Below are 12092 nucleotides of genomic sequence, written 5' to 3' on the forward strand. Positions count from 1 at the left end.
GGGGCGAAATGCGGTCCGGTGACGACGACTTAGTGTCGAATCGTCGTTTCGGGATCACTTCCAGGCGCAATTGGCGGCGAAGCGGCAAGTTCATCGGCCTCGGTCCATTCGATCGGCACGATCGGGCTGACCAACGCCACCGCCAACACCTCGTCCACGTGGCTGACCGGGATGATCTTCAGCCCGTTCGTGATATTTGCCGGAATTTCAACGAGGTCCTTCTCATTTTCTTCCGGGATCAGCACCGTGGTGATACCGCCGCGCAGCGCCGCGAGCAGCTTTTCCTTGAGCCCGCCGATGCCGAGCACCCGCCCGCGCAGCGTGACTTCGCCGGTCATCGCGACATCACGGCGCACCGCGATCCCGGTCAGCGTCGAGATCATCGCGGTCACCATGCCGACACCCGCCGACGGGCCGTCCTTTGGCACCGCACCTTCGGGAAGATGGATATGGATATCCTTGCGCGCGAACAGGCTGGGCTTGATGCCATAGCTCGGCGCGCGCGCCTTGACGAACGACAGCGCCGCCTGGACCGACTCGGTCATCACTTCGCCGAGCTTGCCGGTCGTGCGGACCTGGCCCTTGCCGGACGCGGTAACCGCCTCAATCGTCAGCAACTCGCCGCCAACCTCGGTCCACGCCAGCCCCGTCACGGCGCCAATCTGATCCTCCAGATCGCCCATGCCGTGACGGAATTTACGGACGCCGGCAAATTCGTTGAGATTATCCGACGTGACCGTGACGCTTGTCGCCTTGCCTTCGAGAATGCGGCGCAGCGCCTTGCGCGCCAGACGCGCAATCTCGCGCTCGAGCGTACGGACGCCGGCTTCGCGGGTGTAATAGCGGATCAGGTCGCGCAGCCCCTCGTCGGTCAGCTCGAACTCGCCAGCTTTCAGCCCATGCGCCTCGACCTGCTTGGCGATCAGGTGCAGCTTGGCGATCTCGACCTTTTCGTCCTCGGTATAGCCTTCGAGCCGAATGATCTCCATGCGATCGAGCAGCGCCTGCGGCAGGTTGAGCGAGTTCGCAGTGGTGACGAACATGATATCCGACAGGTCGATATCGACCTCCAGATAATGATCCTGGAATTTGCCATTCTGTTCGGGGTCGAGCACTTCGAGCAGCGCCGAGGCCGGATCGCCGCGGAAATCCTGACCCAGCTTGTCGATCTCGTCGAGCAGGAACAGCGGGTTCATCGTGCCGGCCTTTTTCAGGTTCGTCACGATCTTGCCCGGCAGCGAGCCGATATAGGTACGGCGATGGCCGCGAATTTCGGCTTCATCGCGCACGCCGCCAAGCGACTGGCGCACGAACTCGCGGCCCGTCGCCTTCGCGATCGAACGGCCGAGCGAGGTCTTGCCGACGCCCGGAGGGCCGACGAGGCAAAGGATCGGCCCCTTCAGCTTGTTGGTGCGCGCCTGCACCGCCAGATATTCGACGATCCGGTCCTTGACCTTCTCAAGCGCATAATGGTCGTCGTCGAGGACGGCCTGTGCCTTGGCGATATCCTTCTTGAGCTTCGATTTCTTGCCCCACGGCAGGCCGATCAGCGTGTCGAGATAGTTGCGCACCACCGTCGCCTCGGCCGACATTGGCGCCATACCGCGCAGCTTCTTGAGCTCCGCGAGCGCCTTCGCCTTGGCTTCCTTCGACATTTTGAGGCTGTCGATCTTGAGCTGCAACTCGGCCAGGTCGTCACCGCCCTCGCCATTGTCGTTGCCAAGTTCGCGCTGGATCGCCTTCAGTTGCTCGTTCAGATAATATTCGCGCTGGCTCTTTTCCATCTGGCGCTTCACGCGGCCGCGGATCTTCTTTTCGACCTGAAGCACGCCGAGTTCGCCTTCCATGAAGGCGAAGACCATTTCAAGCCGCTTCGACGGGGCGTCTTCAACGAGCAAGGCCTGCTTGTCGGAGACCTTGATATTGAGATTGCCGGCAACGGAGTCGGCGAGACGCGAGGCGTCTTCGATCTGCGACAGCTGCACCGCGGTCTCGGCGGGCATTTTCTTGTTGAGCTTCGCGTAGTTTTCGAACTGATCGACGACCGAACGCATCAGCGCCGCGGTGTCGACGCTGTCGTCGACGGTGTCGCCGACCGGCTTCACGCTGGCCATCACGGTCTTGTCGTTGCTCGTGAGCGCGAGCAGTTTTGCGCGTTCCTTGCCTTCGACCAGCACACGGACGGTGCCGTCGGGCAGCTTGAGCAATTGCAATACGGTGGCGATCACGCCGACATCGTACAGGTCGTCACGCTGCGGGTCGTCCTCGCCCGGGTCGAGCTGCGCAACGAGGAAGATTTCCTTGTCGCTTTCCATCGCAGCTTCGAGCGCGGCGACCGAACGGTCGCGGCCAACGAACAGCGGCACGATCATGTGCGGGAAAACCACGATGTCACGAAGCGGAAGAAGGGGAAAAGATTGCGTCATTACGGCTCCTGGACGGGCGCCGCGACCGGACACACCGCCCTTCTTATAGGGTGTTCATCGCTAATATGGCGTAACTTCGCACGCATTCAATGTCGCTGCGCTGAACAGCGCGGGCAAAGCCGGGCTCAAAACGGCAGCTTGAAGCCCGGAGGGAGCGGCAGGCCGCTCGTCATCTTGCCCATTTCTTCATTGCTCACCCGGTCGGCCTTTTCGCGCGCGTCGTTGAACGCGGCGGCCAGCAGGTCTTCGAGCATCTGCTTGTCAGAGGGGACGATCAGGCTGTCGTCGATGCTGATCGACTTGATCCGGCCTTTCGCGCTGGCAAGGATTTTCACGAGACCACCGCCCGAGACGCCCTCGACCTCGACGCTGTCGAGCTTCGCCTGCGCCTCCTGCATCTGCGCCTGCACCGTGGCGGCGGCTTCCTGCGCCGCCTTCATCATTTCTTCGATCGATTTCATAGGTTGGACTTATGGCGATTGTCGGCTTCATCGACAAGCCTTGCGTCGGGAAAAGCAGCCAAAGCGGCCTTCACCACCGGCAATTCGCGGATTCGCGCGTCATTGTCGGCGAGCGTCGCGGCGCGGATCGTGCCCAAGCTTGGGCGCCCCTCACCCTCGCCCGACCGCACATGCCAGCGGCTACCGGTCTGGGCGAGCAGAGCGTCGCCGAGATCGCGCGCAAACGACGCGCCGAGCGCGCCTGAAGGCGCGAAAACGATACTGCCCGGTTCAAGCTCGATAATTCGCAAATGATCATAAACATCGACTGCAAGTCGATGATTTCCGGTGCTTTCAAGTAGCTGGTGGATCTGCGCGACGGTAAGTGCCGAGGCCGGTGATTCGGTGCTTGCCGAAGCTCGCTGCTCGGCGTCTGATGCAGGGCGAGCTTCGGCCAGTGCGACAGGCTCGACCATCATGCTTTCCTGCGCCGCGGTGACCGCCACCGGCGCGGCGAGCGGCATCGTCGGCACGCCGCCCTTTTCGAGCAGTTTCGCCAGCTCACCCGGATCGGGCATCGACGCGGCATAGATCACCCGCACCAGCAGCATTTCCAGATGTTCGAGCGGATTGTTTGCGCGCAGCACCTCGTCATGGCCCTTGAGCAGCAATTGCCACAGCCGGTTGAGCGGTGCGAAACCAAGCTTTTGCGCCCAGTCGCCGATCCGTTCGCGGTCGGCCTCGGCCAAGGCCGGGTCGTCATGGCGAGACACCTTGGCGAGCGTGATCGCGTGCGTCAGGTCCATCAGCCCGCGCACCATCGCGACGGGTTCGATGCCGAGCGCATATTGCGCTCTAGCAAGGTCGATCGCCGCGCCCGTATCGCCTTCGAGGATCGATGCCATCAGCTGCCCGATAGCCGAGCGGTCGGACAGACCAAGCATCACGCGCACCTGCGCTGCGCCAATCATCCCGCCGCCGTCCAAATCGGCATGCGCGATCGCCTGATCGAGAATCGACAGGCCGTCGCGCACGGATCCTTCGGCGGCATTGGCGATCAGCCAGATCGCCGGCGCTTCGGCCTCGACGCCTTCTTTCTGCAAGATCGAGCTGAAATGGGAAAAAAGCATGTCGGGGGTGATACGGCGCAGATCGAAGCGCTGGCAGCGCGACAGCACCGTCACCGGCACCTTGTTCACTTCCGTGGTCGCGAACAGGAATTTGACGTGCGGCGGCGGCTCTTCAAGCGTCTTCAAAAGCGCATTGAAGGCGTTACGCGACAACATATGCACTTCGTCGATGATGTAGATCTTGTAGCGCGCCGATACCGCGGCATAACGCACCGCCTCGATAATCTCGCGCACATCGTCGACGCCGGTGTTCGACGCAGCGTCCATCTCGATCACGTCGATATGGCGGCCTTCGGTGATCGCGCGGCAAGGTTCGCACACCCCGCACGGATCGATCGTCGGCCCACCCTGCCCGTCCGGGCCGATGCAGTTCAGCGCTTTCGCGATCAGACGCGCGGTCGACGTCTTGCCGACCCCGCGCACACCGGTCATCAGGAACGCATGCGCCAGCCGATCGCGCGCGATCGCGTTGCCGAGCGTACGCACCATCGCATCCTGACCGATCAATTCGGCAAAGGTTTGCGGGCGATATTTGCGGGCAAGGACGCGGTACGGGCCGCTCGACGGTTGCGGGGCCATCTCGGGCAGGTCCATTCCCAGCATCGGGGGTTCGTCGTCGACGGAATCGCTCATGCGCCCGTCTTAGGGGCCACTCGCGTCGTTGTCGAAGGGGGAAATGGGTGGGAGCCGGAACGACCCGCGGCGAATTCGTTGCGGCTGCTTCCTTCCGGACCTGACCGGGTTGGCGAAGACCACGTCCGCCCGACTCCCGCGCCGCATATGGCGGCGGAACAGGCGAAATGCAAGCAGCCTGCTCAGTCGGCCAGATCCGCCGCAACGATGCGCGCCGCGTCGGCGATCACCGCACTTGCGGCGTCACCCTCGACCGTCGGGCGATCGAGATAGATCGCGATCACATATTTCCGCCCGCCCGGCGTCTCGACAAAGGCGACGTCATTATAGGCGGTGCCACACGTGCCGGTCTTGTCGCCCGCAACCCAGCCTTGCGGCAAACCCGCGCGGATGCGTTTCAGTCCGGTCTGACTCTCGATCAGCCAGCCGCGCAATTGCTTGCGGTGTTCAGTCCGCAATCGGTTACCATGGACATAGCCCGCAGCGCTGGTTGCCATCGCGATCGGACTGGTGGTGTCGCGTTCGTCGCCCGGCGCATTTTCGTTCAGCTCGGGTTCTATGCGGTCGAGCCGGGTCACCGCGTCGCCTGTGCGGCGCATCGCGGCGGTGAAAGCGGCGGGGCCGCCGATTTGCTTCAGGATCAGGTTTGCCGCCGCATTGTCGCTGAGCACGACCGCATCGCGCGCCGCGAAGCCAAGCCGTTGCTCGCCCCTGCCATCGGGCCCGATCAGTTTTTCGGTCCCGGGCGAATAGGAGACGAGGTCGGCACGCGTGAAAGATAATGGCGTCCGGAGTGAAATGCCTTTCGCCGCGCGTTCGAGCACCTGTCCTGCGAGCAGCAGTTTGAAGGTCGAGCACATCGCAAAGCGTTCGTCGCCGCGATCGGCCGAAATCAACTGGCCACGCGCATCGACCACGGCGATGCCAAGCCGGCCGCCGCTGCGCTTTTCGATCTCGCGTATCGCCTTGGCAGAGATCACCGAATCACCGAGCGTCTCGCCCGGCGTCGTGGCGCACGCGGATAGTGCCAGTAGCGCAACGGCGGTCAGGACGACCCTCCGCATCAGCGCGGTCCCTGCATATTGCGGCTCTCGGGCGGGATATGCACGGTCAGCCCGTCAAGATCGGGGGTCAGCAGGATTTGGCATGCGAGGCGGCTCGTCCGCCGCACGCCGGCAGCAAGGTCGAGCATATCCTCTTCCATCTCGCTTGCGGGTGGCAGGCGACCGAAATCCTCTTTTGCGACGATGATGTGGCAGGTCGAGCAGGCCATCTGGCCCTCGCAGGTGCCTTCGAGCGGCATCATATGGGCCTGCGCGACGTCGAGAAGGATCGAGCCCGGTTCGGCCTCGGCCTCAGTTCGCGCCTTGCCGTCGGCGTGGATGAAGGTGACGCGCATCAGTTCACACCCTGCAGTCGGGCGGCATCCTTGATGGCAGCGAGGCCGTCACGCAGGTCCTGTTCGCTGGTGTAGCGGCCCCAGCCGAGGCGGATCGAGGCGCGCGCATCGGCCTCGCTGACGCCCATCGCGCGCAGGACGTGGCTGACCTTGCCCGACCCGCTTCCGCACGCGCTGCCAAGCGAAAAGGCAATATGGCGCGCATCGGACATCAGGCGGAGACCGTTCACGCCTTCGCGGCGGACGTTGAGATTGCCATGATAGCGGCGGTCCGCATCGCCGTTGATCGTCCATTCGGGGAGCATGTCCAGCGCGAGCGACCAGAGGCGCTCGACATGCGCCGCATCGGCGTCGAAGCGCTCGGCCGCGAGCGCGGCGGCGGCGCCGAACCCGGCGCAGAGCGCAGGCGACACGGTGCCCGAGCGCATTCCCTGCTCCTGTGCGCCGCCCAGCATGAAGGGCGGCAGGTCAACGCCGTCCCTTACCCACAGCGCGCCGATGCCCATCGGCCCGTGGATCTTGTGCGCCGAGATCGCGATCAGATCGGGGCCGTCAGGGATGGCGACGCGGCCAAAGCCCTGCACGGCGTCGCAAAGCAAAAGGCTGTTTTTTGCGTGCGCCGCCGAGGCGAAATCGGCAACCGGCTGGATCGTCCCGACCTCGTTGTTCACCAGCATGGCGGCAACGATGCCGCCTTCGGGGACGAGCGCGTTTTCCGGCGGCAAAGCGAGGCCCGCGGCATCGACCGGCAGGATCGTCGCATTCAGCCGCTCCAGGCATTGCAGCGACGCGGCATGTTCGATGCTGAGCCCCGCTACACCGCCGGGCATCGCCTCCGCGCCGCGAATCAATGCCCAGTTGAGCGCTTCGGTGGCGCCAGACGTGAAGAACACGCGGCCGCCCGAGGGCAGCAGCGCCGCGACCTGATCGCGCGCGACCTCGACCGCCGCCGCCGCGGCACGCCCCGCCTTGTGCGTGCTCGACGGGTTGCCGAAACCATCGCCCGCGTCATCCAGCCAGCGCAGCATCGCCACGCGCGCCTCCGGGGCGAGCGGCGTCGTGGCTTGGTAATCGAGGTAAATCATCCGGCGGAACCGTCCTTATTGCGAGCGATTCGCAAAAGTTGCAACATGCTACGCAATTTCTATATAGGCGCCATCTTCGCTCCGCCACCCTGCCAGCCCGGCGATTCGGCGGCCAGCCACAAAAGATAAGAGGTGCTCCCATGCCCGACGTGATTTTCCCCGGCCCCGAAGGCCGCATCGAAGGCCGATTCTCGCCCCCGCCGCGTCCGCGCGCACCCGTCGCGCTGATCCTTCACCCGCACCCGCAGGGCGGCGGCACGATGAACGACCGCATCACGCAGGCGATGTACAAGAGCTTCGTCGCGCGCGGTTTCGCCGTGCTGCGCTTCAACTTCCGCGGCGTCGGCCGCAGCCAGGGCACGTTCGACAACGGCATCGGCGAACTGAGCGATGCCGCGTCGGCGCTCGACTGGGTCCAGTCGATCCATCCCGAAGCGCAGACGACGTGGATCGCCGGCTTCAGCTTCGGCGCGTGGATCGGCATGCAGTTGTTGATGCGCCGCCCCGAAATCCGCGGCTTCCTGTCGGTCGCGCCGCCTGCCAACATGTACGACTTCAGCTTCCTCGCCCCCTGCCCCTCGTCGGGCATCATCGTCGCGGGCGGGCAGGACGAGATCGTGCCGCCGGTCGCGGTGCAGAAGCTGGTCGACAAGCTGCGTACGCAAAAGGGCATCACGATCCATCACGACGAGATCCCGCGCGCCAATCACTTCTTCGAGCATGAGCTCGACCAGTTGATGAAGTCGCTCGATAATTATCTGGATATGCGTCTCGCGCCCGATTCGCCGATCCGCTGAACACGCTCCTCCCCGTGGCGCAGCCATGGGGAGGTGGCAGCGGCATGACCGCCTACGGAGGGGCCAATGGCGCGAAGTCGCCGCCCCTCCACCATCGCCTGCGGCGACGGTCCCGCTCCCCATCGCTTCGCGACAGGGAGGAAATTTTGTTATTTCACCGGCACCAGCCAGATCGCGACATTGGCGAACATCACCAGACCCGCAATGAGCATCAGCAGGGCGCGACGGCGATCGCCCTTGCGAAAGACATAGACAGCCCCGCCCGCGAGCAGCGCGCCGGTGAGCATAAGAACAGAGATGATGGTGTCGGACATAGGGCGGCTTTATCGAGGGCGTCACAAATTTGCCACCTCGCTTATGGCCAATCCGCGCGGCTTCGCCTAAAGCGCGCTCATCGATTCCCTGAAGCTTTGCGGGAGCCGCGCCGATGCGCATTGCCATAGCCTCTGATCACGCCGCTTATGAGCTGAAAGCCCTCCTCGCGGACTGGCTTCGCGAGCAAGGCCACGAGGTCGAAGACCTCGGCACCAACGGCCCGGAAAGCGTCGACTATCCCGATTATGGCTACAAGCTCGGCGAAGCGATCGCGGCCGGGCGCGCGGACCGCGGCGTTGCGCTCTGCGGATCGGGCATCGGCATTTCGATTTCGGTCAATCGCAACCCGGCCGCGCGCTGTGCGCTCGTATCAGAGCCATTGTCGGCGAAGCTGTCGCGCGAACATAATGACGCGAATGTCATCGCCATGGGCGCGCGACTGACCGGCATCGACATGGCGAAGGCGTGCCTGGCCGCCTTCCTGACCACAGAATTCGCCGGCGACCGCCACGCGCGCCGCGTCGACAAGCTTTCAAATCCGCCTCAACTGGAGACCAGCCGATGACCACAGACACGCTCGACAAGCCCATCAAATCGGCTGGCTATTTCACGGACGGCGTCGGTACGGTCGACCCCGCCGTTGCGGCGGCGATGAAGCACGAACTCGACCGCGAACAATATCAGATCGAACTGATCGCCAGCGAGAATATCGTCTCGAAGGCGGTGCTCGAAGCACAGGGTTCGGTGTTCACCAACAAATATGCCGAAGGCTATCCCGGTCGGCGTTACTATCAGGGCTGCGCGCCGTCGGACGAGGTCGAAACGCTCGCGATCGACCGCGCCAAGCAACTGTTCGACTGCGGCTATGCCAACGTCCAGCCGCACTCGGGCGCACAGGCGAACGGCGCCGTGATGCTCGCGCTGACCAAGCCCGGTGCGACGATCCTCGGCATGAGCCTCGACGCCGGCGGGCACCTGACCCACGGCGCCCCGCCCGCCATGTCGGGAAAATGGTTCAACGCGGTGCAATATGGGGTGCGTCCCGACGATCATCTTGTCGATTTCGATCAGGTTGAGGCGCTGGCGAAGGAACATCGGCCCGCGCTGATCATCGCGGGCGGCTCGGCCTATCCGCGCACGCTCGACTTCGCGCGCTTTCGCGCGATCGCAGATGACGTGGGCGCGCTGCTGATGGTCGACATGGCGCATTTCGCAGGCCTCGTCGCCGGCGGCGTCCATGCCTCTCCGCTGCCCCACGCCCATGTCGTCACGACGACGACGCACAAGACGTTGCGCGGCCCGCGCGGCGGCATGATCCTGACCAATGACGAGGCGATCGCCAAGCGCATCAATTCGGCGGTCTTTCCGGGATTGCAGGGCGGCCCGCTGATGCACGTCATCGCCGCCAAGGCCGTCGCGTTCGGGGAAGCGCTGCGCCCTGAATTCAAGGACTATGCGAAGGCCACCGTCGCCAACGCACAGGCGCTCGCCGGCCGGCTGAAAGCACGTGGCGCCGACGTCGTCGCGGGCGGCACCGATACGCATCTGGCGCTGATCGACCTTCGTCCGCTTGGCATCACCGGCCGCGATGCGGACGAAGCGCTCGAGCGCAGCGCGATCACCTGCAACAAGAATGGCATCCCCTTCGATCCGCTGCCGCCGGTCAAGACCAGCGGCATTCGCGTCGGTTCGCCCGCGGGCACGACGCGCGGCTTCGGCATCGCCGAGTTCGAGGAAATCGGCGATATGGTCGCCGACGTGCTCGAAGCGCTGCGCGACAAGGGCGAGCATGGCGACGCCGATGTCGAGGCCAATGTCCGTGGACGCGTCCGCACTTTGTGCGAACGCTTCCCGATCTATCAAGGATAAGCAAATGGCACGGCAGCATCCCGAGGAACCGACGCTGGTCGAAGTGACGATCGAAGAAGTCAAGGCGATGGGCAAGCAAGGCATGGCCCATCCCTCGACCCGTCCGGTGCTCACCGGCGGCGCGGTCGGCGCGGTGGTCGGCGCCGTGCTGCCCGTCGTGTCGTGGCCGCTCGGCCTGCTCGCAGGCGCCGCCATCGTGCTTTACAGCCGGGTGAAACGCTAACCCATGCGTTGCCCCTATTGCGGCCATGAAGACAGCCAGGTGAAGGACAGCCGTCCGACCGAAGACGGCGCCGCGATTCGGCGCCGTCGGCAGTGCGAGGATTGCGGCGCGCGTTTCACGACGTTCGAGCGGATCCAGCTTCGCGAAGTCGCGGTGCTCAAGGCCGATGGCGGGCGCGAACCCTTTGACCGTGAAAAACTGATGCGCAGCGTCCAGATCGCATGCCGCAAACGGCCGATCGACGGCGCGCGCATCGAACGGCTGGTATCGGGTATCCAGCGCCAGTTGGAAACATCGGGCGACAGCGAAGTGCAGGCGGCGCAAATCGGCGCCATGGTCATGGAAGCGCTCAAGGGCTTCGACAGCGTCGCCTATATCCGGTTCGCGAGCGTTTATCGCGAATTCACCGAAGCCAAAGACTTTGAGGAATTTGCCTCTTCGGTCACCGAAGCGGCACACAAAAATTGAGCGCGGCCCCGCCCCCCGTCATCGTTCTCGTTCGTCCGCAACTGGGTGAGAATATCGGCAAGGCGGCGCGCGCGATGCTCAATTTCGGGCTGACCGAACTGCGGCTCGTCACCCCGCGCGACGGCTGGCCCAATCCCGACGCCGGACCGGCATCGGCCGGCGCCGACCTCGTGCTGGCCGAGGCGCAGGTGTTTGCCAGCCTGGCCGACGCCGTCGCCGACTGCACCACCATCTATGCCACCACGGTGCGCAAGCGCGGCGTGATGAAACCCGTGCTGACCCCCGAAGCGGCGGCGCGCGAGGTCCATTCGAGTGCGGGCCGCTCAGCTTATGTCTTCGGTGCCGAACGTTCGGGGCTCGAAACCGACGATGTTGCGCTCGCCCACAATATCGTCACAGTGCCGATTAACCCCGCATTCGCATCGCTCAATCTGGCGCAGGCCGTCATCCTGCTGGCCTATGAATGGTCGAAGGGCGTTGCGCTTGCGAGCCCGCCCGAGGTGCCGCTCGACCCGCCCGCGCCGCACGCCGAACTGGAAGAATTCATCCAGCATCTGGTCCGCGATCTCGATGCGAGCGGCTATTTCGTTCCGCCCCAACGGACCGAAGCGACACTGCGCACTTTGCGCACGGCGCTGACCAAGACGGGATGGTCACACAATGATATCAGGATGATGCACGGGGTCATAACCGCTCTTGGCAGGACGCCGCGGCTGCGATAACGGGAGATATTCCTCCTTGGAGACTATCGATGCTGACTCTCGCCCTTGCCCTTGCCCTCTCTGCCGTCGCACCCGAAGCGGACGCCTCGCCGCCGACAACCAGCGACGCGAAGCCGGTGAAACCCAAGATGGTGTGCAGGGCCAACAAAAGCACCGGATCGCGCCTCAAGGGCCGTATCTGCAAACCGCAAGAAGAATGGGACGGCCAGCAGGGCGATCTTCGCAACGACACGAGGCTCCGGGGCGTCGCCGGCAACTAGTCAGACCGCGTCAGCCGGGCCGGCCGGCCCCGTTTCGGCAGTAACTTTGCCGTGAAAAATCCCTCTGAACGCCGCCTCTTTCATGGAGCGATATCATTATGATCTCTGCGTTACTTACCCTTGCCCTGGCGGCAACGTCCGCGAACATGGCCGGAGATCCCCCCGCCAAGCCCGCCAAACCCAAAAAGGTCTGCGAGCGGATCGAGTCGACCGGCAGTAGCGTTCCCAAACGCGTGTGCCGTACCGTCGTCGAACCCGTGAAGCCGAAGGAAGAGGCGACGCAGGCCGTCGCCGACAAGCCACCAGCCGGCGCGACCAACTAAAG

The 12092-nt window shown here is 64.3% G+C and carries 15 protein-coding genes and 1 other RNA gene; 8 read left to right on the plus strand and 8 right to left on the minus strand.

All coding sequences use genetic code 11. The annotated features are described in order from the left end of the window. Nucleotides 1-29: 29 nt before the first annotated feature. The 7 genes from lon to AC3A43_RS07005 form a co-directional block, all read right to left on the minus strand. Nucleotides 30-2426 carry an endopeptidase La gene (gene lon / locus AC3A43_RS06975; RefSeq protein WP_487791788.1) on the minus strand — a complete coding sequence of 799 codons (2397 nt, stop codon included), beginning with the start codon at nucleotides 2424-2426 and terminating at the stop codon, nucleotides 30-32. Between the two features lie 125 nt (nucleotides 2427-2551). Beyond that, nucleotides 2552-2887, minus strand: coding sequence for a YbaB/EbfC family nucleoid-associated protein (locus AC3A43_RS06980; protein ID WP_487791789.1), 336 nt, complete (start codon nucleotides 2885-2887; stop codon nucleotides 2552-2554). After that, nucleotides 2884-4629, minus strand: coding sequence for a DNA polymerase III subunit gamma/tau (locus tag AC3A43_RS06985; RefSeq protein ID WP_487791790.1), 1746 nt, complete (start codon nucleotides 4627-4629; stop codon nucleotides 2884-2886). Before AC3A43_RS06985 ends, AC3A43_RS06980 begins: the two co-directional genes overlap by 4 nt. Before the next feature lie 43 nt (nucleotides 4630-4672). Next, an RNA gene (gene ffs / locus AC3A43_RS06990) (signal recognition particle sRNA small type) lies at nucleotides 4673-4770 on the minus strand. 41 nt (nucleotides 4771-4811) lie between these two features. Continuing rightward, a complete protein-coding gene (gene bla / locus AC3A43_RS06995) occupies nucleotides 4812-5693 on the minus strand; it encodes a class A beta-lactamase (RefSeq protein ID WP_487791791.1) in 882 nt (293 codons plus the stop codon). Then, complete coding sequence (locus AC3A43_RS07000) at nucleotides 5693-6031, minus strand: 2Fe-2S iron-sulfur cluster-binding protein (protein WP_487792037.1); 339 nt, start codon at nucleotides 6029-6031, stop codon at nucleotides 5693-5695. Before AC3A43_RS07000 ends, bla begins: the two co-directional genes overlap by 1 nt. Further along, a complete protein-coding gene (locus tag AC3A43_RS07005) occupies nucleotides 6028-7113 on the minus strand; it encodes a cysteine desulfurase family protein (RefSeq protein ID WP_487791792.1) in 1086 nt (361 codons plus the stop codon). Before AC3A43_RS07005 ends, AC3A43_RS07000 begins: the two co-directional genes overlap by 4 nt. A 140-nt stretch (nucleotides 7114-7253) precedes the next feature. On the opposite strand from AC3A43_RS07005, the gene AC3A43_RS07010 reads away from it, so the two are divergent. Beyond that, nucleotides 7254-7910, plus strand: coding sequence for an alpha/beta hydrolase (locus tag AC3A43_RS07010; protein WP_137753710.1), 657 nt, complete (start codon nucleotides 7254-7256; stop codon nucleotides 7908-7910). Nucleotides 7911-8059: 149 nt separating this feature from the next. On the opposite strand, the gene AC3A43_RS07015 is transcribed toward AC3A43_RS07010, so the two are convergent. Then, on the minus strand, nucleotides 8060-8224 hold the full coding sequence (locus AC3A43_RS07015; protein WP_487791793.1) for a hypothetical protein: 165 nt from the start codon (nucleotides 8222-8224) through the stop codon (nucleotides 8060-8062). 113 nt (nucleotides 8225-8337) lie between these two features. On the opposite strand from AC3A43_RS07015, the gene rpiB reads away from it, so the two are divergent. From rpiB to AC3A43_RS07050, 7 genes are all read left to right on the plus strand, one after another. Beyond that, a complete protein-coding gene (rpiB, locus tag AC3A43_RS07020; protein WP_487791794.1) occupies nucleotides 8338-8790 on the plus strand; it encodes a ribose 5-phosphate isomerase B in 453 nt (150 codons plus the stop codon). Then, nucleotides 8787-10094 carry a serine hydroxymethyltransferase gene (gene glyA, locus AC3A43_RS07025; protein ID WP_487791795.1) on the plus strand — a complete coding sequence of 436 codons (1308 nt, stop codon included), beginning with the start codon at nucleotides 8787-8789 and terminating at the stop codon, nucleotides 10092-10094. The genes rpiB and glyA overlap by 4 nt, the downstream gene beginning before the upstream one ends. 4 nt (nucleotides 10095-10098) lie before the next feature. Next, nucleotides 10099-10317 (plus strand): hypothetical protein, encoded by a 219-nt coding sequence (locus AC3A43_RS07030; RefSeq protein WP_487791796.1) that lies wholly within the window; start codon nucleotides 10099-10101, stop codon nucleotides 10315-10317. Nucleotides 10318-10320: 3 nt separating this feature from the next. Continuing rightward, nucleotides 10321-10785, plus strand: a complete 465-nt coding sequence (gene nrdR / locus AC3A43_RS07035) for a transcriptional regulator NrdR (protein WP_487791797.1) — start codon at nucleotides 10321-10323, stop codon at nucleotides 10783-10785. After that, on the plus strand, nucleotides 10782-11507 hold the full coding sequence (locus AC3A43_RS07040; protein WP_487791798.1) for an RNA methyltransferase: 726 nt from the start codon (nucleotides 10782-10784) through the stop codon (nucleotides 11505-11507). The genes nrdR and AC3A43_RS07040 overlap by 4 nt, the downstream gene beginning before the upstream one ends. Nucleotides 11508-11536: 29 nt before the next feature. After that, nucleotides 11537-11767: a hypothetical protein gene (locus tag AC3A43_RS07045; RefSeq protein ID WP_487791799.1), complete on the plus strand. Its 231-nt coding sequence runs from the start codon at nucleotides 11537-11539 to the stop codon at nucleotides 11765-11767. A 146-nt stretch (nucleotides 11768-11913) separates the two neighbouring features. After that, a complete protein-coding gene (locus AC3A43_RS07050) occupies nucleotides 11914-12090 on the plus strand; it encodes a hypothetical protein (RefSeq protein ID WP_487791800.1) in 177 nt (58 codons plus the stop codon). Nucleotides 12091-12092: the final 2 nt, after the last annotated feature.

It is taken from the genome of Sphingopyxis sp. Soil_C_28 (assembly GCF_057657055.1).

Coding starts and splice junctions, on each gene's coding strand:
- lon (WP_487791788.1), bottom strand. CDS start 2,426: ATGACGCAATCTTTTCCCCTTCTTCCGCTTCGTGACATCGTGGTTTTC.
- AC3A43_RS06980 (WP_487791789.1), bottom strand. CDS start 2,887: ATGAAATCGATCGAAGAAATGATGAAGGCGGCGCAGGAAGCCGCCGCC.
- AC3A43_RS06985 (WP_487791790.1), bottom strand. CDS start 4,629: ATGAGCGATTCCGTCGACGACGAACCCCCGATGCTGGGAATGGACCTG.
- bla (WP_487791791.1), bottom strand. CDS start 5,693: ATGCGGAGGGTCGTCCTGACCGCCGTTGCGCTACTGGCACTATCCGCG.
- AC3A43_RS07005 (WP_487791792.1), bottom strand. CDS start 7,113: ATGATTTACCTCGATTACCAAGCCACGACGCCGCTCGCCCCGGAGGCG.
- AC3A43_RS07010 (WP_137753710.1), top strand. CDS start 7,254: ATGCCCGACGTGATTTTCCCCGGCCCCGAAGGCCGCATCGAAGGCCGA.
- AC3A43_RS07015 (WP_487791793.1), bottom strand. CDS start 8,224: ATGTCCGACACCATCATCTCTGTTCTTATGCTCACCGGCGCGCTGCTC.
- rpiB (WP_487791794.1), top strand. CDS start 8,338: ATGCGCATTGCCATAGCCTCTGATCACGCCGCTTATGAGCTGAAAGCC.
- glyA (WP_487791795.1), top strand. CDS start 8,787: ATGACCACAGACACGCTCGACAAGCCCATCAAATCGGCTGGCTATTTC.
- AC3A43_RS07030 (WP_487791796.1), top strand. CDS start 10,099: ATGGCACGGCAGCATCCCGAGGAACCGACGCTGGTCGAAGTGACGATC.
- nrdR (WP_487791797.1), top strand. CDS start 10,321: ATGCGTTGCCCCTATTGCGGCCATGAAGACAGCCAGGTGAAGGACAGC.
- AC3A43_RS07045 (WP_487791799.1), top strand. CDS start 11,537: ATGCTGACTCTCGCCCTTGCCCTTGCCCTCTCTGCCGTCGCACCCGAA.
- AC3A43_RS07050 (WP_487791800.1), top strand. CDS start 11,914: ATGGCCGGAGATCCCCCCGCCAAGCCCGCCAAACCCAAAAAGGTCTGC.